The sequence below is a fragment of the Azospirillum sp. UENF 112521 genome (genome assembly GCF_058780665.1).
The window spans coordinates 1,088,706-1,110,265 of the sequence record NZ_JBSNCI010000003.1; the positions used below are offsets into that span (position 1 = coordinate 1,088,706).

A 21,560-nucleotide genomic window follows, 5' to 3' on the forward strand; every position below is an offset into this window, starting at 1 on the left:
TTGACTGCCCATTTCGGTGGAGGAGCGTGCCGCAAACCGTCTGACGCTCCGTTCCGCCGGCAAAAACGCGGGGTTGCCGTACCAAACCAACCAGCCCCAACACCAAGTGACAGATTGCGACCTATCCGGCCTTCCCATCGCCTTTTCCGTGCTGTCCGAGCCATCGACCGCCGGGTTGGATGAATCGGTCCCGGTACATTGCTTCATAACTCTGTGCGGCGCTGAGAACGGACCTGTCGTCTCCTCTGGCCCCTATGATCTGAAGACCGATTGGAAGCCCTTGATGACTGAAACCGCAAGGCAGCGAGCAGGCGGGCTGTTGACTTAGGTTGATCGGGAAACTGAAGGACGACCACTCGACCCAGCTCCGCTTGTCGCCGTCTGGCGTGTTCCTCCCTGCTTCGAAAGGCAGGATCGGCACGGTCGGCGAAATGATGAGATCGTATTCGCAGAGCAAAGCGTCCATGGCACTGCCGAAACGGCTACGGCCGACTTCAGCACTCATTCTCTGAGCACCGCTATATTTCTGGCCGACCTGCGCTGCGGCGACGAAGCCCGGATCGAGTTCCGAAATTCGTCCAACGTCGATTGTCGAAAGGCGGTTCGCCGCACCGACGCACCAATGCCGCGTATAGATTTCCAACAGATCGTCTTGATCGGGAAGACGCAATTCCTCGACGTGCGCGCCCTCCCTCCGCAGATCGGAAATGACGCCGTCTACGGCGTTCAGCACCTCGACATCCACATCTCCCACGCACGGTGTCCGCCAATAGCCAATCCGCTTTCCTTTCCAACCGTATTCGAAGACATCGAGATCGGGAAAAGGCATGGAAGGCTGGGTCCAGTCGCGCAAATCCCTGCCTGACATGATTTGCAGCATCACCGTGGCATCCGCGACCCTGCGCGCCATTGGCCCGATGTGGGCAACGGTGCCAAATGAACTCGGAGGAGCGAATGCCACCCTGCCATAGGAAGGCTTATGTCCGACGATACCGGTGAAGGATGCAGGGATTCGCACCGATCCCCCACCGTCCGTGCCGACATGGAGCACGCCTGCGCCGCAGGCCGCCGCAACCGCGGCGCCACCAGACGAGCCGCCCGGCGTCAGCTTCGGGTTCCAGGGGCTTCTCGTGACGCCAAACGCAGGACTGTCGGTGACAGCTTTCCAGCCATATTCCGGGGTGGTGGTTTGCCCGATGAAAACCGCTCCCGCTTGCCGCAACCTTTCAACTGCCGGAGCGTCTTTTTCAAAGGGGGCGGGATCCGTCACACGGCTGCCATAACGAACCGACCAGCCCTCGACATGCAGGATGTCCTTGACCGTCGCCGGCACGCCATCGATCGGCGAGCGCGCTTCGCCTTTGCACCAACGTCGCTCCGACGCTTCGGCGGCTCGCATTGCGCTGTCGAAATCGAGAAAGGTGAAGGCATTCAAATGGGAGATTTCCTCCGCGCGCTCCAACGCTGAGCAGACGACCTCCACGGGGGACAGCTCGCGCTTCCGATAGGCCGCGGAAAGCGTTGCGACATCCATCGCGTATAATTCAGCGGATCGGGAAGACGAATGATTTGGATTCGAGCGCATGGGCCGCTTCCTCTATTTTGCTGGACGTCAGGATGTTCGGATTGAACGGGCCGGGTCTTACGGGACTGTGGATCTCGGCATCACTGCGAACGAGGTTACCGTTCGGCCAGCTCGGTTGCGTGCAAGTTGGAACCGCCAATTTCGGTACTATCGGCCCGTGTATGGGAGGTGCCGATTTCCGCGAGATCCACTCCGGCCGTTTCGCGGATGATCAATCCGGCGGCAATCGCCACCAAGCCTAAGAACATAACGTAGTAGTGATAGAGATTCTGTTGCCCGATGTCGGAAAGGTAAGCATTGAGATAGGGAGCTGTTCCCCCGAAAATTGCCACGGAAACCGAGGACACGAAGCCAACGCCCTGCGCCCGTGCCTGGGTGGGGACCTGTTCAGACAATACCGCGGGGAATATCGATGCAATCAACCCCCATGCCCCCAGCGCCATCAGCTGGGCGAAGAACAGAGTGTGCGGTTCCGTCGTGACCATTGTGGCAATGGGGTAAGTAAGCGCGACGACCGACAGTCCCCAGGCGATCATCACGGGTTTCCGCCCGAAGCGATCCGAAATCATCCCGCAGACCGGCAGCCAGACTACGCAGAGGGCCATGGCGATCAAGCTGGCGCGATAGGCTCCGCCAGGATCCATGCCGTTGGAAATTGCGGTCGCGGGTGCGAACGTCACCCAGGTGTAGTAGGCGACGTTCGTCGTGCAATTCAGCATGACGAGGTTGCGGGCGATGCGAAACATGTCGCCTCGCGACAATTTCTTCTCGGCAACCTTCTCCTGCTGCTCGAAGACGTGCGACTCTTCCACCGATTTCCGCATGAAGAAGGCGTAGATGCCGAGAACGCCGCCGATCGCAAAGCCGATGCGCCAACCGTAGCTGTTCATCGCGCCCGCATCCAGAAGCGCGGTCAGGGCGGCCGCAACGAGCGTGGCGGCGATCACACCGACGATGACACCGGCATAGACGGAACTCGACCACAAGCCGCGGTGTCTTCTGGGCGCGATTTCAGCCACGTAGGTATAGGATACGCCCGTTTCTCCGCCGTGGGCCAAGCCTTGGAACATGCGGAAGACCAGCAGGGCAAAGGACGCGAACAATCCGCTGCTTTCGTAAGTTGGAATTAGCGCAATTCCAAGGCTGCTGAAAGCCAACAGCAGCATCGTGGCGACCAGAACGCCCTTGCGACCCAATCGATCACCCAACCGCCCGAAGACGAGGCCGCCGACCGGCCGCGCGAAGAAGCCGGCTGCGAAGACTGCGAGCGTGGATAGCATCGCTGATCGCGAATCGGTTTTGTCGAACAGGTTGTTGGCCAGGTATACGGAAAAAGTCGCATACAGGGTCCAGTCGAACCACTCCAGCGCATTCCCGACAGAGATTGCGCTCAGCGACCTACAGCTCGTCTTATTTTTTGTCTGTTTCATTGTTGTCTCCCCTTCCCGTCCGCAAGCCGATGCGTTCGATCCGCTGGTTGTCCGAGCGAATTCGAACGGCATCCACCGTCTCCGGCTCCCGCTGGGCAACCTCAGGTGGGCGCGAACAAATGTGATGAACGACTCAGTGGATATTCATGCGTACCGACCTCGGCCGGCACGCATGAGGGTGGCGATCTGCCCTATCGTCTTCCCGAAATCAGAAGACGCAGCTGTTCCGCCAGGACGGCCAGAACAAGAAGTCCACCCAAGATGATCATCTGATAGTAGGAAGAAATATTTTCCAGATTCATGCCGTTGCTCAGTACGGCGATGAAGAGGGCGCCGAGGGCCGCGCCGAAAAGCGTACCCTCTCCTCCACGAAGCGAAATTCCACCGAGCACGCCCGCGGTGATGGATTGAAGGACGAAATTTCCGCCCAGATTGGTGTCGCCGGTCGATACGCGTGCGCTCAGGAGGATGCCGGCAAGCGAGGCCAGCATGCCGCTGGTCATGAAGACGAAAACGATATGGCGCCTGACATTGATGCCGGACAGTCGCGCAGCGACAGGATTGCCGCCCACGGCGTAAATATAGCGTCCCGCCCTCGTTCGCGTCATCGTGAGATGCAGGGCGACGGCGAAGAGCACCGCAATGTAGACCGATGTGGAAATGCTGCGAAGATCGGGCGTGCCAAAGACTGCTATGAAATTCTCCGGAAGACCGGTGACCGGAGCACCCCCGGAAATTTGGTATCCTGCGCCGGCCGCTATTCCTGCAATGCCCAAAGTCACGATGAACGATGGAACATTCAGGTAGGCGACGGCGACGCCGTTTACCATGCCGAGTATCAGTCCGACCGACAAGCCGCATGCGACCGAGATCGCGATGGCAAGCGGGAGGTCGACCCCATTGGCCGCCAGAGCGATCATCAGCGTGGCCGATACCACACTCGTGAGGCCGAGCAGAGCGGCCACCGCCAGGTCGAAACCTCCGCTGATCAGAACCAGACCCTGCCCGAGTGAGACGATCATCAGGTATGAGGACTGATTCAGGATGTTGATGAGGTTATTGCTGTTCGTGAACCGGGAGTTCGCCACGGCGAAGAAAGCAAACACCACAAGAACGAGCGCGCTGATGATGCCGGTCGTTTTGAGGCGCGAAAGCATCCGGTCAGCAACGCGGCGCAGAGCAAACGGTTGCGCCGGTCGGGAGATTTGCTGCAAAGGCGTCATGCCGCCGCTCCTGTCTTTATGCCGCCTTCTTTCGGACCGGCCGCGAAGAATGACGATAGGATCGCCGCTTCGCTGATCTCTTCCCGCTGGAACTCCGCGGTCTGTCGGCCGAAGGCCAGCACGTATGTCCGGTGCGTGAGGTGAAGGATTTCCGGAAGGTCCGATGATATGAGAAGGATGGCGGCCCCGGCCTCGCACAGCTGCTTGAGGATCCCGTAAAACTCGAGCCTGGCTCCCACATCCACACCGACTGTCGGCTCGTCGACGATGAGAACCTTCGTTTCACGCAGGAATGCCCTGGCGAAAACGACTTTCTGCTGATTGCCTCCGGAATATGCCGAAACGTTCCGATCGAGAAGCGGGGGGGTGAGGTTCAGGCGGTTCAGAACCCGCTGCACCGCGTCGTCTTCGGATTTCTTCCTCAGCCATTGCCCGAAGGCAAAAGACCGCAGCTTGAGGCAAGAGAGTGTCGCATTCTCCCGTACCGACCTGTTGAGAACGAGTCCTTGCCTGCGTCTGTCGGGCGGCAGGTAGACGACCCCGGCTTCGAGCATCGATTGAGGCGATGGGGATCGCAGAGTTTTTCCAAACAGCTTTACCTGGCCGGCCGCCAGCCGCTCCTCGCCGAACAGACTGCGACCGACCGCCGACTTGCCGCAACCGACCAACCCGGCTATGCCGACAATCTCACCGGCGCGGACGCTGATCGACACATTCTGGAAACGCCCCGACGCGGCGCTTGCCCCGTCCAGTGCTATGGCTTCATCCGCCGGTTTGAAAGCGATTGTCGGGTAGACATTCAGCGTCTCACGGCCGGTCATGAGCTGGATGAGTTCATCTTCATCCGTTTCCGACACGAGCTTGGTGGCGATGCGGCGACCGTCGCGCAATATGCTGATGCGGTCTCCAATTGCCTGGATTTCCGCCATGCGGTGGGTGATGTAGATGATTCCGACACCGAGGCGCCTGAGTTCCGCCACGATCGAGAACAGTCTTTGGGTTTCGACATCGGTGAAGGCCGTGGTCGGTTCATCGAGGATCAGAAGCCGGGGACCGTTCTGCAGCGCCTTGGCGATCTCGACCATCTGCTGTTCGGCGCGCGAGAGGCCGGCAACCGGAGCATGCGGATCGAGTGCAATGCCGAGCCGAGCAAAAATCGCCGCGGCTTCCCTCGACATGGCGCCTTCGTCGAGCAACGCCGACCGTCGCTTTTCCCGTCCAAGAAAGATATTGGCGCAAGCGGAAAGGGTCGGAATCAGACTCAATTCCTGGAAAACCACGCTGATTCCAGCATCACGCGCCGCGCGCGGCGATCCCGACGGCAGGACCTTTCCGTCGAAACGGACCGTGCCACCCTCAGGCGCGTAGTTTCCGAGGATGACGTTCACCAGCGTGGATTTTCCCGCGCCGTTTTCGCCGAACAGGACATGCACCTCTCCCGCCCGCACATCCAATGAAACGCCGTCAAGCACGCGTACGCCGGGAAAGCTTTTCTCGATGCCGAACGCTTCGAGGAGAGCACCAAGGCCAGGGTCAGGGATGGGCGCCGAGTGCTGAAGTCCGCCCGCCATCACGGCCGCACCGAAAACACCGGCTTGAAGCCGTTTGGAGCGAAACCGGCCATTGCTGCGTCGGAAGCGGCGTTGTCCTTCGTCAGCTTCTGCGGAACCGGCCACACCTCGGTGCCCTGCTCCAAGGAGCCGTCGACCGCCTTGACCGCCATATCAAGCCCGATCGACGCCATCAGCGCAACGTTGTCGCTGAGCGCCCACTCGATATCGCCTTTCTCGATGCCGTCTCTGACCGGTCCCGTCTGATAGGTCGATCCGATCTTGACCTTGCCCGAGAGGCCGGCCGCTTTCACGGCACCGCTTGCGGCGTCCGCAGCGACGGCGTTGCCGATGACCCAATTCAGGTCCGGGAAGGCGTTCAGGGTATCTGCGACGAGATTGTATTGCGTGTTCTTGTCGGTATCGCCGTACTTGATTGCGACGATTTCGATTTTTGAATCGGCGATCCCGACTTTGAATCCTTCGAGGGTGCGCGCCGCCCAGTCTGCGCCGGCGGGACCGGGAAGGAGCGCCACTTTGACAGCTGCGTCGCCGATGCTTTCCTTGAGATATTTCGCACTCGCGATTCCGACCTGGTAATAGTCCAAAGTCGAACGCCCCATGAGATTGTCGGCGGCGGCGATCCGAGGAATGATGTTGATGACGGGAATACCGCTCTTCTTAAGAGAAGACACCGCCGAAGACACGCCCTCTGCGCTGATCGGGGCCACCAGCACGGCATCGGCACCCTTGGCTGCGCAGTCGTTCAACTGGTTGACCTGGGCGCTCAGATTGCTGAACGAGCCGGCGTTCAGGATGTCCACATGCACGCCGAGACGTTTTGCTTCAGTGACGATCCCGTAATTGGCTGCAATCCAGTAAGGGTCCTGCATCGTCGGGAAGCTGACGCACACATAGCCTTTCTTTTCAGCTTTTGCCGGAGGGTGCCAGACCGACTCCGACACCGTCTTGACGTCGCTCTTGTCGGGGATGAATATTTTGATCGGCTTCGAAAAGATGGCGGATTGTTCTTCCGCGAAGGCGACACCGGCTGAGATGCCTTGATGGCATATCGCCGTTGCTCCGAGAAAAATCGCCGCGTGCAGAATGTTTGTCATTGCTCCCTCTCCGGTCGTTGAAGCCCTGTTTCCAGCATTTTTTATTGTGACGCTCCTTTCCGGCCGCACCGGCCTGGGCGAGCGAAGTCCCTTTGCCTCTTGCGGACCAGGCGGCCCGCTGCTCATGCATCAACCAGAGGCAAGGATTGAGCATGCCGCCGATCAAGGATTCCGGCGGGCCCCGCGCATCACTCTGCGGCCTGCCTGGCTTCGCCGCTCCAGTATTCCTGGATGAATGCCAGGGCTTCCCGATTGACCTCTTCGGGATTCGTCGCACTCAGGAAGTGATGTCCGCCCTCGATGGCCTTGAACGACACGTTTTTCGCACGGGGGAACAGCTTGGCTTCTCTCTGCGCATGCGAGACGGAATACACGACGTCTTCGGTTCCATGCAGCCACAGCACCGGGCTCACGACACCGTCAAGCCGCCCGCGCAGACCGTCCCGGTCGCGAAGGTTTATGGTGCACATGCGCAGACGGCTGCGGCCGTCGTCGCCTTTGTAGTTTTCCTTCAGTCGAGACGTCCAGAAGGCACGCGTTTCCTGGTCGATGTTGACACCGAAGGCTGGATCGATCAGGTCGTTGCAATATTGATCCGACGGCGCCCACGCTGAATCCACCTCCGTCGCCAGGTCGGCGATCCACGGATCGCAGAACGCGGGGGCGTCCCAGCATCCGAGGTCCCGGCTCGCCGCACTTTCGTAGTCCATCGACGTGCCAAGGGGGATGATACCATCGATTTTCGATGGAGCGAGAAGCGCCATCCTCATGGCGATCCAACCGCCCTGCGACGTGCCCAGGACGAACGCAGACTTGATTCCAAGGCGATCGAGAACCTGGATATTTGCGATCGCACTGTCCCAATAGGTGAATTGCTCGCTTGCCGTTCGCGTCGCTCCATGCCCGTACGGCTCAAGTGCGAGGAGATTGACCTTGCCGGTCAGAGACGCGTCGGAGAATTGACGCCGGTACAGTTCCGATGACGTCGTGAATGAATTGATCATCACCAGCGTCGGAAGCCGGGGATCGTAGTCTGTGGCGGTTCTGCAGCCGATCTTCGAACCGCCCAAGTGTGGGACGTCGATAGTCTGGAACTTTGTCATTGGTGCCTCGGGATATTCGGTCTGGTTCAGATGAACTCCGAGATTAAATAACACCGATCGCGCCGCCGGCCCTTTCGAGGATTGCGGAGTGTGGCAGCACAAATTGCGGTTCGTTGCGTCTCTTGTGCGGGATCAATGACGCCCCGCAAAGTGGTCGAGGATCTTGCCTCACTTGGCACTCCCCAGTCACAAGCTCGCTATTATATCGTCAATTCAATAAGTTAGCAGCTCTAAGCCGTGCGCTATTCCACCAGACCTCCCCCGTTCAAAACATGCTTATAGCGAAATTCTTACAATACAAAACAATCTTAGAGGGTTTTCTGGCCTTGGTTGACATTTCAGTTACAACCGTGATTGGGTCGCTTCGAGATCGATACTCTCGCCGGTTTTGCTGAAAGAAGGAGGAGTGAGGGTGCACGATTTCCTTTTTGAAAAGTCAGCCCTGGAGCTGCAAAAATTGCTGGCTGCAGGAGCAGTGACACCGTCCCATCTGCTGCATCAAACGCTGCGCCGCATTGCATCGAGTGACCCGGCTGTATTCACTCGACAAACTGTTGCAAGAGCGGAAGTTGAAGCTGCCGCAGCGTCGAGGCGCTACCTGGAGGGCCGGCCGCTCAGCATATTGGACGGCGTTCCCGTGGCCTGGAAGGACCTCTTCGATATTCAAGGAGAGGTTACCCGGGCAGGCTCTTTGGTGTTGGACAATGGCCCTGCCCCTCGTGATGCGGAACTGGTGCGTCGTATCGCGGCCTGTGGTGCGGTCACCACCGGAAAGCTGAATATGACGGAATTCGCATTTTCGGGACTGGGATTGAACCCGCATTTCGGCACACCCAGGAACCCATGGGGTCGCGGCGAGAATCGCATTCCCGGCGGATCATCGTCAGGCTCGGCGGTCGCGGTGGCGCTTGGACTGGTTCCCATCGCGATTGGGACGGACACGAGCGGTTCGGTCAGAATTCCCGCTGCATTCAATGGCGTCGTCGGCTTCAAGCCGTCAGGGGGGCGATGGCCGTTGGAAGGGGCATTTCCATTGTCCGGCACACTGGATACCGCGGGTGTGTTGACACGCACAGTCGCCGACGCAATCGTCGTCGATGCGGCCGCATGTGGTCTTCCCCCGTCCGAGATTCTGCCCGATATCGACGGCGAAATCCGTTTGGTCGTGCCGACCAATGCGGTCTGGGAAAGCGCCGACGCCGAGGTAATCAGAAACTTTAAAGAAGCCGTCCAAAGACTGGAGAGTTGCGGTATCAGAATTGAGCACCGCCACTTGCCGGTCCTCGATGAGGTGCTTTCGGTCGCGTCACAGCATGGCGCTCTCGTGGGGAAAGAAGCCTTCGAGCTGCACAAAAGCCGGCTCGCTTCACCCGCAGCCAAGCGCATGGACCCACGGGTGCGGACGCGGATGCTCCTCGGCAACCATATGAGCGCGGTGTCGGAGAAAATCGTCAGGCAGGCACGGCTGCACCTGATTGACGAGATGGCGGATCTGTTCGATGGCACAACATTCATCGGTTACCCCACCGTTGCGATCGCCGCGCCTCTCCTTCGACCCCTGGAATTCGACGATCATCTATTCGCCGCCACCAATATGCTTGTATTGCGAAATACCATGCTCGGCAGCTTCCTCGACTGGTGCGGAATTTCCATCCCAAATGGATTCGACGATAACGGTATCCCAACCGGTTTCCTTTTGTCTGGCGGACCTGGAAGCGATCATGCGCTGCTGGCTCTGGCCACCCGGATTGAAACCGCAGTCAAAGGAGGGCAATCCTTCGGCTTCGCTCACCACAATCACAGCTGAGTGGACGTTCGTAGAAAAATATCGCACGATCTTCCCAATATTCTTCCATGCTGCATCCAGCTACTTGGGCCGATGATCGGCTGGCGCGGCAAAGCCATCTGTCCGGGAGAGCGGAGACCGTGGGCACATACGGGCTGTTGCCGGGAAATATGAAATCACTGGAGTCCTGTATGTGAGCAAACAGCAGGCTCGCACCGGTTTCCAGCGTGGTAACGTCAGGAGGAATGAATGTCCGCAGCGAATTCAACCGCAGCTTCACGTCCGAGTTATCCGCTGAAATTTGGTGTGCCGCCGCAGGACGATCAAAGCATCGGTTCAATCGTTGGCGGAAAATACACCAAGGGAGGCAGCGAACTCATCAGAGCGTCACCCAAGACTGGGGATGTCAATTCGGTATGCGCCGAGATTTATCAACACAACCGCCTAAATTGCAATTCTTTCGTGCAGCCTGTTACGGAGATTGTGGTCAACGTTTCCGGGAGCGCAAACTTTCGCAGGCGCGCCGACGGTGCGGAACAGAAATATCTTTCTCAGGTCGGCTCTGCAAGCATTTGCCCCGCTGGTGTGGAGGTACGCTATCTCCACATCGAGGCCGGCCCCCTCAAGCTGCTTCATTTCTACCTGCCGACGGACCTGTTCGGTGCCTTGCAAACCACCAGCGATGGAACACATATCGCGTGCCTGTTGTACAAAGGCGGGATCAACGATCCCCTTATCCAGAGCATCGGCTTTGCGGTCGCAGAAGAACTGATGCAGGAGGAGAGAAGTGAAAGAGTAACTCAAATGCTCTTGGAGTCATTCGGGGTTGGCTTGGCAGCCCGCCTTATGCAGCGTTACACGCGCGATGATCAGCGCGGTTTGTCGGAATCGTATTTCGATGCTTATTCAGGCAGGGGATTGGATCGATTCCGCCTCCGCCGGGTGGTGGAATTTATCCAGGAAAACTTGGAAACTGATTTTTCCCTGGACGATCTGGCCAAGATCGCCTGTCTCAGCGTATTTCATTTTTGCCGGGCCTTTAAGACAGCGACTGGTGCGTCGCCTTTCCGATACATATCGGAGGTTCGGATCGGTAAGGCGAAAACTCTCTTAAAAGACCCATATATGACTATTGACGAAATAGCACTATCGACTGGCTTCTCTTCCGGCGCAAATCTCGCGCGGTCTTTCAAAAAATTTGTCGGCGTCTCTCCTACCCAATATAGGTCGAAATTCTGCGGTTAATATGCGAATTCGATGATTTGGAGTCTGCCTGATGCTTATCGAAGCACCAGACAGACTCTAAGATTTTGGTTTTCCGTCTGGGGCCCGGCCCCATAAAGAGCCTTTCCTGAAGAGAATCGTTGTTATTCAACGTCCTGGAAAGGGGCATTGTGATGGAACAAGGCCTGTTCCGGTTGACGGTGGAGCAGTTCGGACGGCTTGAGCCGCACCGTCGGCGCGCCACCCGAGGCAAGCCGCGTGTGGATGATCGCCATGCGATCAGCGGGGTCGTCATGTTGAAGCAAACGGGCGCTGGTGAAACCGCTTTTCTCCCTGCCTCCACCGGAGCCCTGACGTCATCGAGCGCCTGTCCTCAAGGATTTCCGCCGTATCGCCACCCGCCATGACCGCTCGGCCAACAGCGTCATGGCGGCGATAAACGTCGCCGCCACTGTCGCCTACTGGTTATGAGTCCGGACCCTTTGCACTGGAAACCGCCTCAACGGGTTACGTCGACAACAACGCGGCCACGGATCTGTCCGGCGAGGATCCGGGTTGCCAGATCGGGCAGCGCGTCGAAGGGCTGCACGTCGTACATTGCCTTCAATGCCGTCCTGTCAAGGTCGCGGGCCAGACGTTTCCAGGCGGCGTCGCGGAGATGCTGCGGAGCCATCACCGAATCGACACCGAGAAGTGCGACGCTGCGCAGGATATGCGGCAGGACCGTGCCGGGCAGGTCGGACGAACCGGCCAAGCCGCAGGCGGCAATTGCCCCACCCCACATGGTTTGCGACAGCGCGCTGACCAGCGTCTGCCCGCCCACCGAGTCGATGCCGCCGGCCCAACGCTCCTTCTGCAAAGGCGCGCCTTTTTCCAGAAGCACCGCACGGTCGATGAAGCCGGTGGCGCCGAGTTCCCGCAGATAGTCGTGCGTCTCGGGCCGACCGGTGGAGGCCACCACCGGGTAACCGCTCTTGGCGAGCAGCGCCACCGCGACGGAGCCGACCCCGCCGGCCGCTCCGGTGACCAGCACCTCCTTGCCGCCAGGACGAACGGCGCCCCACCGCTCCAACGCGTCCACGCACAACGCGGCGGTGTAGCCGGCGGTGCCGATGCCCATGGCCTCTTCGAACGAGAAAACGTCCGGCAGGCGGGTCAGCCACTCCGCCTTCAGGCGCTGGAAGCGGGTGTAGCCACCCCACTGCGTTTCCGACATGCCCCAGCCGTTGGCGACCACCCTGTCGCCGGCTTTCCAGTCGGGAGACCGGGACTCGATCACGGTGCCGGCCAGATCGATGCCGGCGACCATCGGCAGCTTGCGGGCGATCCTGCCCTTTCCGGAGACGGCAAGCCCGTCCTTGTAGTTGAGGGTGGAGTAAGCGACCTCCACCAGCACATCGTTGTCCGGCAGGTCGGCGAGCGTCAGCGTCGTGAAGCCGCCCTTGGGCTTGCCGTCGACATCTTCGATCACGAAGGCTTTGAAGTTCTCGGCCATGGTTGGGACCCTCCCCGCGATAAAGAGAATTTTGGATCAGCACGGCGCCGTTGAACGGCAGGCAGCCGATGCCGGGACGGCGGATCATGGTGAACATAGGCGCCATCCGGCGGCTTGACCATGAGGTGCACCCGCTGTCGGCGCCGGCAGCCGCGGCTTGCCGCCACCCCGGCCTATCGTTGCTTGCCGCCGCCGAACACCGGCGGGCGCTTTTCCAGGAAGGCGCTGACGCCTTCCTGGGCGTCCGCCTCCTTCTCCAGGCGACGGGCGACGGTCTCCTCATAGGCGGTGGCGGCCTCGATCCCCTCGACCTCCCCCAGGATCACCCCGGCCTTGATCGCGGCGACCACCGACGGGGAATTCCTGGCGATGTCGCCGGCCAGGGCGAGGGCTTCGCTCAAGGCCTCGCCCTTTTCGGCCAGCCGGTTGATGAAGCCGGTCCGGTAAGCCTCGTCGGCCGACAACGGGTTCGCCGTCAACATCAGTTCCAGCGCGCGGGCCGACGTCATCAGACGCGGCAGACGGCCGATCTGGCCGCCCTCCGGCAGCATGCCGAGACGCGCCCCCGGCGACCCGAAGGACGCATTCCTGCTCGCCACCCGCAGGTCGCAGTTCACCGCGAAGATCAGGGCGGCGGCATAGCAATGGCCGTTGACCGCCGCGATCACCGGCTTGTGCATGCTGCGCGGGCGCAGGAAGGGCTCTTCCCCCAGGTTGCTTTCGGCGTGGGCGCCGGACGCGATCTCGTTCAGGTCATGGCCGCTGGAGAAGGCGATGTCCCCGGCCCCGGTGACCACGATCACACGCACCGCGTCATCGCTTTCCGCTTCGTTCAGGAGCCGGAGGAAGTCCGCCGCCATCGACCCTTCGAACGCATTCCGCTTGCGTTCGTTGGAGATGGTCAGGATGCGGATGGCGCCCTCGGTCCGCGTGGAAATTTCGGGCATGGCAATGGTCCTCATTCAAGGCCGGCTGGCCTTTTCGGATTGGATCGATTGGGATGGGACGGGGATGGCGTCAGCGCCAGATCTTGTCCTGCCGGTCATAGGAGCCGGCGCGGAGGTCGGGCTTCTCGGCGATCAGGTGTTTCTTCTGGACCCGCTGCGAGTCGGTCAGGGGCAAGCTGTCGCGGTACTCGTAGTAGCGGGGGACCTTGAACCCGGCGAGATGGCGGGAGCAGTGATCGGCGATGAACTCCGGCGTGCAGCTGTCCGGGGATGCGCCGGGGGCCAGCAGGATATAGGCCTTGATCTCCTCGCCGCGGTAATCGTCGGGCACCGGCACGATGGCGGCGTCCTGGATGTCGTCGAGCGTGCGCAACACCACCTCGACCTCGCGCGCGGCGATGTTCTCGCCCATGCGGCGGACCATGTCCTTGGTGCGGCCGAGGATGTAGTGATAGCCCCCGGAATCCACCCGGCAAAGATCGCCGGTGCGGAACCACCCGTCGGTGAACGCGTCCGCCGTCGCGTCCTCGTTGCCGAAATAGCCCTTGAGGATGCCGCGGCCGCGGACCCATAGCTCACCCGTCTCGCCGGTCGGAACCGGCTTGCCATCCTCGCCCGCGACCATCAACTCGCGGAAGGGCGCGGCCACGCCGCAGCTTCCCGAACCGGTCATCTCCGGCAGGCGATGGGCGGGGACGTAGCTGCCGCCGCCGATCTCCGTCATGCCGTAGAATTCCTGGCCATACACGTCGAAGCGGCGCTGGAAGTCGGCGTGGCTTTCGGGGCCGAAGGCGAAGATCGTGGCGATCTTCAGCCTGTTGTCCGCGTCGCCGGCGCGCGGCGGCTGCTTGTAGACCATCTCGAACAGGGCGCAGTAATCGCAGTCCAGCGCCGACACGTCGGGCATGAAGCGCTTGGCGCCCGGCTTGCGCGGGAAGAAGGCGCAGCCGCCGCTGGCCATGGCGTTCAGCAGGATGCGCTGCCCCACCATGTAGAAGAAGCTGGAGCCGACATAGAAGCGGCGCAGGTCGGTGGCGAAGAACTCGGTCGAGCTGATGCCGAGGCACAGCCAGTACTCGTTGCTCAGCATGCAGGCCTTCGAGAAGCCCGTCGTGCCCGAGGTGTATTGGAGGTTCAGCGTGGCGTCCATCGACCGCGGGATCGCCGGAGCCTGACGGCCGCGGGCCTCGTCCATCAGGACCCGCCAGTTGCGGTGACGGTCCGACACCGCATCGCCGATCACGACGACGTGCGAGGGATCGAGCCTCACCGCTTCCAGCCTGTCCAGATGCGGCAGGAATTCCGCCTCCAACACCATGTGGGTGGCGAGCGAGGTCTTCAGGACATACTCGACCTCGCGCGCGGTGTAGGTGGCGTTGACCGGCACCATCACCGCCTGGAGACGCGACAGCGCCAGCCAGGTGATCGGGAACTCCTCGCGGTTCCACGCCATCACCGCGACATGGACGCCCGGTCCGATGCCGACCGCGGACAGCGCCGCGGCGGCATTGTCGACGCTGGCCAGAACCTCGCCCCAGCTCCGTTCCACCCCATCGTCGAGGAAGCGCCAGGCGGGCGCCGCCGGGACACGGGTAGCGGTGGCCAGCAGCAGGTCGTACACCGAGTCCGGAAGCGTCATCGCCTCCAGGCGGCGGGTGAGAGCATCGGGTTCTTCCCTGCGGAAATCTGAGAACATCACACTTTCCTTGGGTGATGGGGCCGTCGGGTGCGGTGGCCCATGTGAGGTGCGGCGCTGGCGCGCGGTGCCGGGCGACCCGTCACCCCGCGCGCCGTTGGGCGCGGCGTTGGATCAGATCGCTCATGAAGACGGCGGCGAAGGTGACGACGATCAGCAGCGTGGCGACGGCGGCCACGACCGGCGTCAGGTCGTGGCGCATGTCCGCCCAGATGCGCATGGGCAGGGTTTCATTCTGCCCCATGACGAACAGGGCGATGACCAGCTCATCGAAGGAGATGAAGAAGGCGAACACGCCGGCCGAGATCACCGCCGGACGGATCGTCGGCAAGGTGACGTGCCAGAAGGCCTCGTGCGGCCGGGCCCCCAGCACGCGGGCGGCGCGTGCCAGCGTGTCGCCGGTCTGGCGCAGCGCCCCGGACACCGTGGTGGTGACGAAGGGCAGAGCCAGAACGGCATGGACCAGGGCCACGCCCCACAGCGAGCCGTAAAGGCCGAAGCGGCTGAAGACCAGCAGGGTGCCCAGCGCCAGGATGATGACCGGCACCACCTGCGGTCCCAGGAAGACCGGTCCGGCCGCCCGCGCGGCCTTGCTGCCCTCCCGGCTCAGCACCAGGGCGGCCGCGGTGCCGATGGCGGTGGCCAGCACGGCGCTCGCCGCGGCGATCAGCAGGCTGCGCAGGGTGGCGTCGATCCAGCCGGCGGACGCGAAGAACTCCTGATACCAGCGGAACGTGAAGCCCTGCGGCGGGAATTTCAGATAGCGCGTTTCGCTGATCGACATCGGGATGACCAGCAGCAACGGCAGCAGCAGGTAAAGCAGGATGCCGACGAAATAGATCGGAAGCAGGTAGCGCCCGGATTTTTCCCAAAGCGATCGTTTCATCGCGAGCCTCCATGGCCGCTCAGCCCCGTCACCCGCCGGAAGAGCAGAGCGATGGCACCCACCACGGCAAAGCCCGCGACCACCAGCACCATGCCCAGCGCGGAACCCAGGCCCCAATCGAGGGTCAGCGTGATCTGCGTCGCGATCAGGTTCGCGATCATCGTCTCCTTGGGACCGCCGACCAGCGCCGGGGTGATGAAGAAGCCGAGAGCCAGCACGAAGGTGAGCATCCAGGCGTTGACCGCTCCCCCCGCGCTCAGCGGAAGGAAGATGTGGACGAAGCCGCGCCACGGCGATGCACCCAGAATCCGGGACGCCATCAGCAGGGAGCGGTTGATGGTGGTCATGGTCGAGAACATGACCAGAATGGCGACCGGCAGCAGGACCTGGACCATCGCGATGTAGACGGCTCCGCGCGTGTACAGCATCTGGAGCGGCCCATCGACGGCGCCGATCCCGATCAGCATGGAGTTGACCAGCCCTTCCCGGCCGAGAACGACGATCCAGCCGAAGGTGCGCACCAGCACGCTGACCCACAGCGGGGTCAGGATGAGCAGGAGCAGCAGGGTCCGGTTGCGCGGCGGACGGGATGCAAGGAAATAGGCGGCCGGATAGCCGACCAGGATGCAGGCGCAGGCCACGCCGAAGGAAAGCTGCAAGGTTCCGAACAGGATCGTCCGGTACGGCCCCGCGCCGAGTGCCGCCTCGTAATTCTCCGCCGACAGCCCGGCTTCCCCCTGCACGCTCCACAACGCGACCTCGCCCACCGGGAGGATGAACACGAAGAGGAGCAGCACGGCCGCCGGGGCAAGCAGCCAGAGGGAGGAGAGAGGCGCGCGCCTGCCGCGCGCCGCCCCTTTCCCATCGCGCGGCATGGCGACGCCGTCGCTCATTGCAGGCGCCAAGCTTCCCACCGCTTCTGGATGCGCGGCAGGTTTTCAGCCCAATATTCGGAATCCAGCGCGAACTGAACGTCGAGGTTCGCCGGGCTGGTCGGCAGCTCCTTGGCCTCGTCCGCCGAGAGGATCTTGTAGATGTCGGGATTGAAGGAGGAATAGGGCATGGCGCGGGCGATCTCGGCCAGGCGCGTAGGCGTGTTCCAGCAGTAGTTCATGAATTTCTGGGCGTCGGCCATGTTGCGGGCGCCCTTCACGATGGAATAGTAGCTGACGTCCAGCGACCCGCCGTCCCAGATGATTTTGACCGGCAGCTTGTCCTTCTGCAGCTGCTGGATGCGGCCGTTGAAGGCGGTCGCGTAGAAGACCTCGCCGCTGGCGAGAAGCTGGACCGGCTGCTGGCCGCTGGTCCACCAGACGGTGATCGCCGGCTTGATCTCGTCCAGCTTCCTGAACGCGCGGTCGACGCCGTCCGGCGACCGCAGAACGGTGTACACATCGGACGGCTTCACGCCGTCGGCGATCAGGGCGAATTCGAGGTTTTCCGCCGGGGAGTTGCGCAGCGTGCGCGGGCCGGGGAAGGTCTTGACGTCCCAGAAGTCCTTCCAGCCGCTAAAGCTCTTGCCTTCCGGCAGCTTGTCGGTGCGCACGCCGATCGTGGTGGAATAGGCGATCGCGCCGATGGCGTACTGTTTGCGGGCAACCGGCGGGAGCTTGTTCTCCGGGTCGACCACCGACCAGTCGATCGGCTCCAGCCAGCCATTCTTGGACGAGACCGGCAGGCCCGAACGCTCGGTGGGCGCAATGTCCCACAGGATGTTCCGGGTGGTCTGCTGGACGCGGATCTGGGCAAGGGAGTCCTCGGTCGCCGCCTGGGTGACGGTGATGCCAGTCTCCTTGGTGAACGGCTCGATGCAGATGCGGTTCAGGGTTTCCGCCCATGCACCGCCGTAATTGGCAATCGTGATCGACTTGTTGCCGGACTGGGCCAGGGCGGCGTCGCCGGCACCGCCGACAATCGCCGCTCCAACGGAGAGGCTCCACAGCAGCTTCTTCATAACGGCACTCCCAATCAGTTCTTTAGCGACCGGTCTTGGCGAGATCCGGAACGAGGACGACGTCGGAGGGGCGTAGGACGAGACCGATGGTCTCGCCGCGCTCCGGGATCCGGTCCCTGTCGCGTCTCTGTTCCCGGAAGTGGATGAGCGCACCATGGGCGGTGCGGGCGCTGTATTCGATCACGTCGCCGAGGAACACCGCCTCTTGAACGGTCACGTCCACGGCGATGTCCGACCCTTCGGCCGGACGGCGCTGAAGCTTTTCGGGACGGATGCTGGCGTACCAGGACCCCTGGTGGGCCCGGGAGTCCGCGTCCCGGTAAACGGCGCCCAATTCGGAAATGGATACCGATCCGGCCGTCGACAGATCGGCGGCCAGCAGGTTGGTCTGCCCGATGAAATCGGCGACGAAGCGGCTTTTCGGCGCGTCGTACATTTCGGACGGCGTGCCGACCTGCTCGATCCGGCCGTCGCGCAGCACGACGATGCGCGACGACATAGCGAGCGCCTCGCGCTGATCGTGGGTCACATAGACCACGGTGCAGCCGAGCTGATGCTGGATTTCCTTGATCTCGAACTGCAACGCTTCGCGCAGCTTGAGATCGAGCGCGCCGAGCGGTTCGTCCATCAGCAGGACGGGCGGCTCGAACACGATGGCGCGGGCGAAGGCCACACGCTGCTGCTGCCCGCCGGAGAGATCGCGGGGCATCCGCCTGGCGAGCGCGCCGAGCCGGACGATCTCCAGGACCCGCTCCACCCGTTCGTTGATCTCGCGCCGCGGGGCGCGGCGCATCCGCAGCGGGAAGGCGATATTGTCGAACACCGTCATGTGCGGGAACAGGGAATAGTTCTGGAACACCATCCCCAGATTCCGGCGCTCCGGCGGTTCGTCGATCACCGACTTGCCGTCGATGAGGATGTCGCCCGAGTCCGCCCCGGAGAAGCCCGCAAGTGCATTCAGAGCCGTTGTTTTCCCCGATCCGCTCGACCCGAGGATCGTCAGGAACTCGCCGGGATGAATGGTCAGGGAAAAATCGTGCAGTGCTGTTACCGATCCATAGGCCTTGCGGACGGATTGGAACTCGATCGTCGCACCGGTCGCCTTCGCTTTTGAAAAAGCTTCCCTGTTCAAGGTGCCGCTGGAGGGTTTATTGACGTCCACCATCGTAGGTACCATCGGCCTGTCCAGTGATGACGCATTGTATAAATATGACGCTATGTATAAAAATGGCCTTCGTCAAGCTGTGAACGTCAGTTCGCAGAACATTTTTGCCGGGGCCATGGTGGTTGGGGAGCGAGGGCATAAAAATGCAGCAGGATGAGAAAATTCAGGGCAGCGGGCCTGAGGGGGATGAAGCCGTTCCCCCTCTCTTCTTCGAGGAGGTTCTGGCGATCAAGAGCCGGGAGCGGACGCGGCCGAAGCGGGAGCGGACGCGCTACATGCTGCTTTCCCTTGTCGCCCGCCATCTGCGCACCACGCGGGGAAAGCTGATGACGGTGGAAGCCCTGCTGGACGAAGCCGGGCTCTCACGCGGAACCTTCTATAATCATTTCAAAGACATGGACGAATGCGCCGTCGTCCTCGTCAATCTCTTCTTCGAATATGTCACCCACCGCCGCACCGCATCGAAGGGACCACGAAGCAGCTACGAGGCGATCTTGACCGCCAACACCGACTATTGCCGCGCCTATGAGGCGAACGCAGGCTTCTACAGCCTGTTCTCGGAACTGGCCACGCGGGATCCCGAGATGTTGCGCATGCGTGAGCGGATGAATTCCGAATGGGTCGACCGCATCATCCTGGCCGTCGCCCGCCGTCGCGGACAGCCCTTCGGCCTGGAGGAACGCGGCAGGTTCGAGGGCGTCCTGCGCCTTCTGATCGCGATGACGATCGAGAGCCTGCGCGAACGGTTCGTCCATGGCGACGCGCTGCTGTGCCGGTCCTTCCCCACTGCCGACAGCCTCGCAAAAGCCTTGTCCGACCAGTGGTATCTTGCGATGTCGGCGTTCGAGGGCCCGGCCCGGCCGAACAGTGCCGCCAACGGCGGAAGCTGACCGGCGGACGGCGACACCTTCTAGGTCGGCCCGTTGCTTTGCCGGACCAGCGGTGCCCAGGGCAACCGCCGCCACCGAGCCGACACAGCGGGACCGCCACATCCAGGGCATCGCCGAGCACGGCTGCCTGGCCGGCAAGCCGAGGCCATCAGCGGCGTCACCATCCCGAAACGGATGACCGATCAAGCGCGCCCGAACTCCGCCCGCCCACCTGAATCAAGGTCGCGACGAGGCTCAGTGCGCCCTCGCCGCCATCCGTGCACCGAAGCCGCTCTCTAGGACAGTCCGCCGTCGAGGCCTTCGACAGCCCCCATGTCGCCGTCGAAGGCGCGTGCGAGGCGCTCGGCGGTCACCGGGCCGAGGGTGAAGCCCTGATGCCCGTGGCCGAAGTGGAACCACAGCCCGGAATGCCGCGGTGCCTTGCAGACCAGCGGCAGCATGCCGGGAAGGCAAGGCCGCGTCCCTGACCAGGCGGAGTCCTCCACCGCCTTGCCGAACCGGAACAGCGCTCTCGCGGCCACCTCTCCCCGCGCCAGCTGCCCGGGATAGGCCACCGCCGCCCCTGCGGACAGTTCCGCCGCCGTGGCGATCCGCAACCCGGCGCGCATGGGGGAGAGGACGACCGAATGGTCGGCCAGAAGCATCGGCCGGCTGGGGCCGTCGTCACAGGCATAATGGAGATGGTAGCCGCGCTTGCGCACCATCGGCACCCGATACCCCAGCCCCTTCAGCAGCTCCGGCGACCAGGGGCCGAGCGCGACGACGGCGTGCTCCACCGCTTCACCGCCGACGCGCCAGCCTCGGCCGGACTGCGCCAGCGGGGCTGCGTCGGCCTGGACGATCCTGCCGCCCCGCATCCGGAAGAGGTCGGCATAGGCGGTGACCAGTTCCCCGGGCGCCACGCAGGACCAGGGCGCTGTCCAGTGGATGGCGCCGGGCAATGCGGCGCGCAGGCTGGGCTCCGCGCGCGCAAGCATGCCCGAATCCGCCGCCTCGAAGTCGATGCCGTACCGGCGCTTGCGCCGCTCCGCGTCGAGCAGGGCCGCGGCCAGTCCGGCCCCGGTCGCGTGAACCTCCCAATAGCCGCGCGTCCGGATGAGGTCACCGGCTCCTGCCGCCTTGATCAGGGCGTTGTGCCGCGGCACCGCTTCCAGGATCAGCCGGTGCCACACCGGAACGACCTTGCCCAGCGGGCTTCCCGACGACGACCGCCAATAGGAATACAGCGCCGGAAGCTGGCGCGGCAGCGAAGGCCAGTGAAGCGCGACAGCGTTCTTCCAGCCGAGCGCCATCCGGAGCATCACCAGCGGATTAGCCGGCAGGGCGTAGGGTTCGACCGCCTCGGCCTGGATGATGCCGGCGTTGCCGTAACTGGTCTCCGATCCCGGCGGCCGCCGGTCGAAGACCACGCAATCATGTCCCCGTTCCTGCAGGGCAAGGGCCGTGCAGATGCCGACCATGCCCGCTCCCAATATCGCAACCTGCGCCATTCCGCGCCTTCCGTTCCG

The 21,560-nt window shown here is 62.4% G+C and carries 17 protein-coding genes and 2 pseudogenes; 5 read left to right on the plus strand and 14 right to left on the minus strand.

The window, feature by feature from the left end; genetic code table 11:
- Nucleotides 1–121: 121 nt before the first annotated feature.
- The 6 genes from ACWPN8_RS20535 to ACWPN8_RS20560 form a co-directional block, all read right to left on the minus strand.
- Entirely contained in the window at nt 122–1,585 is a 1,464-nt protein-coding gene (locus ACWPN8_RS20535; protein ID WP_492242071.1) for an amidase, read from the minus strand.
- A 95-nt stretch (nt 1,586–1,680) separates the two neighbouring features.
- A complete protein-coding gene (locus tag ACWPN8_RS20540; protein WP_492242072.1) occupies nt 1,681–3,087 on the minus strand; it encodes an MFS transporter in 1,407 nt (468 codons plus the stop codon).
- 119 nt (nt 3,088–3,206) lie between these two features.
- Nucleotides 3,207–4,238, minus strand: a complete 1,032-nt coding sequence (locus ACWPN8_RS20545; protein WP_109451488.1) for an ABC transporter permease — start codon at nt 4,236–4,238, stop codon at nt 3,207–3,209.
- Nucleotides 4,235–5,809 (minus strand): sugar ABC transporter ATP-binding protein, encoded by a 1,575-nt coding sequence (locus tag ACWPN8_RS20550; protein ID WP_492242073.1) that lies wholly within the window; start codon nt 5,807–5,809, stop codon nt 4,235–4,237. Before ACWPN8_RS20550 ends, ACWPN8_RS20545 begins: the two co-directional genes overlap by 4 nt.
- Nucleotides 5,809–6,906, minus strand: coding sequence for a TMAO reductase system periplasmic protein TorT (gene torT / locus ACWPN8_RS20555; protein WP_492242074.1), 1,098 nt, complete (start codon nt 6,904–6,906; stop codon nt 5,809–5,811). The genes ACWPN8_RS20550 and torT overlap by 1 nt, the downstream gene beginning before the upstream one ends.
- Before the next feature lie 188 nt (nt 6,907–7,094).
- Entirely contained in the window at nt 7,095–8,009 is a 915-nt protein-coding gene (locus ACWPN8_RS20560; protein WP_492242075.1) for an alpha/beta fold hydrolase, read from the minus strand.
- Nucleotides 8,010–8,421: 412 nt separating this feature from the next.
- On the opposite strand from ACWPN8_RS20560, the gene ACWPN8_RS20565 reads away from it, so the two are divergent.
- The 4 genes and pseudogenes from ACWPN8_RS20565 to ACWPN8_RS20580 form a co-directional block, all read left to right on the plus strand.
- Nucleotides 8,422–9,816: an amidase family protein gene (locus ACWPN8_RS20565; protein WP_492242076.1), complete on the plus strand. Its 1,395-nt coding sequence runs from the start codon at nt 8,422–8,424 to the stop codon at nt 9,814–9,816.
- Nucleotides 9,817–10,044: 228 nt separating this feature from the next.
- Nucleotides 10,045–11,040 (plus strand): helix-turn-helix domain-containing protein, encoded by a 996-nt coding sequence (locus tag ACWPN8_RS20570; protein WP_492242077.1) that lies wholly within the window; start codon nt 10,045–10,047, stop codon nt 11,038–11,040.
- Between the two features lie 152 nt (nt 11,041–11,192).
- Nucleotides 11,193–11,330: pseudogene (locus tag ACWPN8_RS20575) on the plus strand (IS5/IS1182 family transposase); the annotation flags it as partial.
- 14 nt (nt 11,331–11,344) lie between these two features.
- A pseudogene (locus ACWPN8_RS20580) lies at nt 11,345–11,490 on the plus strand (IS5/IS1182 family transposase); the annotation flags it as partial.
- Nucleotides 11,491–11,518: 28 nt separating this feature from the next.
- Here ACWPN8_RS20580 and ACWPN8_RS20585 read toward each other — a convergent pair.
- The 7 genes from ACWPN8_RS20585 to ACWPN8_RS20615 form a co-directional block, all read right to left on the minus strand.
- On the minus strand, nt 11,519–12,514 hold the full coding sequence (locus ACWPN8_RS20585; RefSeq protein WP_492242078.1) for an MDR family oxidoreductase: 996 nt from the start codon (nt 12,512–12,514) through the stop codon (nt 11,519–11,521).
- A 173-nt stretch (nt 12,515–12,687) separates the two neighbouring features.
- A complete protein-coding gene (locus tag ACWPN8_RS20590) occupies nt 12,688–13,461 on the minus strand; it encodes an enoyl-CoA hydratase/isomerase family protein (protein WP_492242079.1) in 774 nt (257 codons plus the stop codon).
- Nucleotides 13,462–13,531: 70 nt separating this feature from the next.
- The gene (locus ACWPN8_RS20595) at nt 13,532–15,157 is read right to left on the minus strand and encodes a class I adenylate-forming enzyme family protein (RefSeq protein ID WP_492242080.1); all 1,626 of its coding nucleotides are present in this window, start codon (nt 15,155–15,157) and stop codon (nt 13,532–13,534) included.
- Nucleotides 15,158–15,239: 82 nt separating this feature from the next.
- Nucleotides 15,240–16,043, minus strand: a complete 804-nt coding sequence (locus tag ACWPN8_RS20600; RefSeq protein WP_492242081.1) for an ABC transporter permease — start codon at nt 16,041–16,043, stop codon at nt 15,240–15,242.
- Nucleotides 16,040–16,936 (minus strand): ABC transporter permease, encoded by an 897-nt coding sequence (locus ACWPN8_RS20605; protein ID WP_492242082.1) that lies wholly within the window; start codon nt 16,934–16,936, stop codon nt 16,040–16,042. The genes ACWPN8_RS20600 and ACWPN8_RS20605 overlap by 4 nt, the downstream gene beginning before the upstream one ends.
- Nucleotides 16,933–17,997 carry an ABC transporter substrate-binding protein gene (locus ACWPN8_RS20610; RefSeq protein ID WP_109451466.1) on the minus strand — a complete coding sequence of 355 codons (1,065 nt, stop codon included), beginning with the start codon at nt 17,995–17,997 and terminating at the stop codon, nt 16,933–16,935. The genes ACWPN8_RS20605 and ACWPN8_RS20610 overlap by 4 nt, the downstream gene beginning before the upstream one ends.
- 22 nt (nt 17,998–18,019) lie before the next feature.
- The gene (locus tag ACWPN8_RS20615; protein ID WP_492242083.1) at nt 18,020–19,174 is read right to left on the minus strand and encodes an ABC transporter ATP-binding protein; all 1,155 of its coding nucleotides are present in this window, start codon (nt 19,172–19,174) and stop codon (nt 18,020–18,022) included.
- Nucleotides 19,175–19,305: 131 nt separating this feature from the next.
- Between ACWPN8_RS20615 and ACWPN8_RS20620 the strand changes: the two genes are divergently transcribed.
- Entirely contained in the window at nt 19,306–20,052 is a 747-nt protein-coding gene (locus ACWPN8_RS20620) for a TetR/AcrR family transcriptional regulator (protein ID WP_492242084.1), read from the plus strand.
- A 275-nt stretch (nt 20,053–20,327) separates the two neighbouring features.
- On the opposite strand, the gene ACWPN8_RS20625 is transcribed toward ACWPN8_RS20620, so the two are convergent.
- A complete protein-coding gene (locus tag ACWPN8_RS20625) occupies nt 20,328–21,542 on the minus strand; it encodes an NAD(P)/FAD-dependent oxidoreductase (RefSeq protein ID WP_492242085.1) in 1,215 nt (404 codons plus the stop codon).
- Nucleotides 21,543–21,560: the final 18 nt, after the last annotated feature.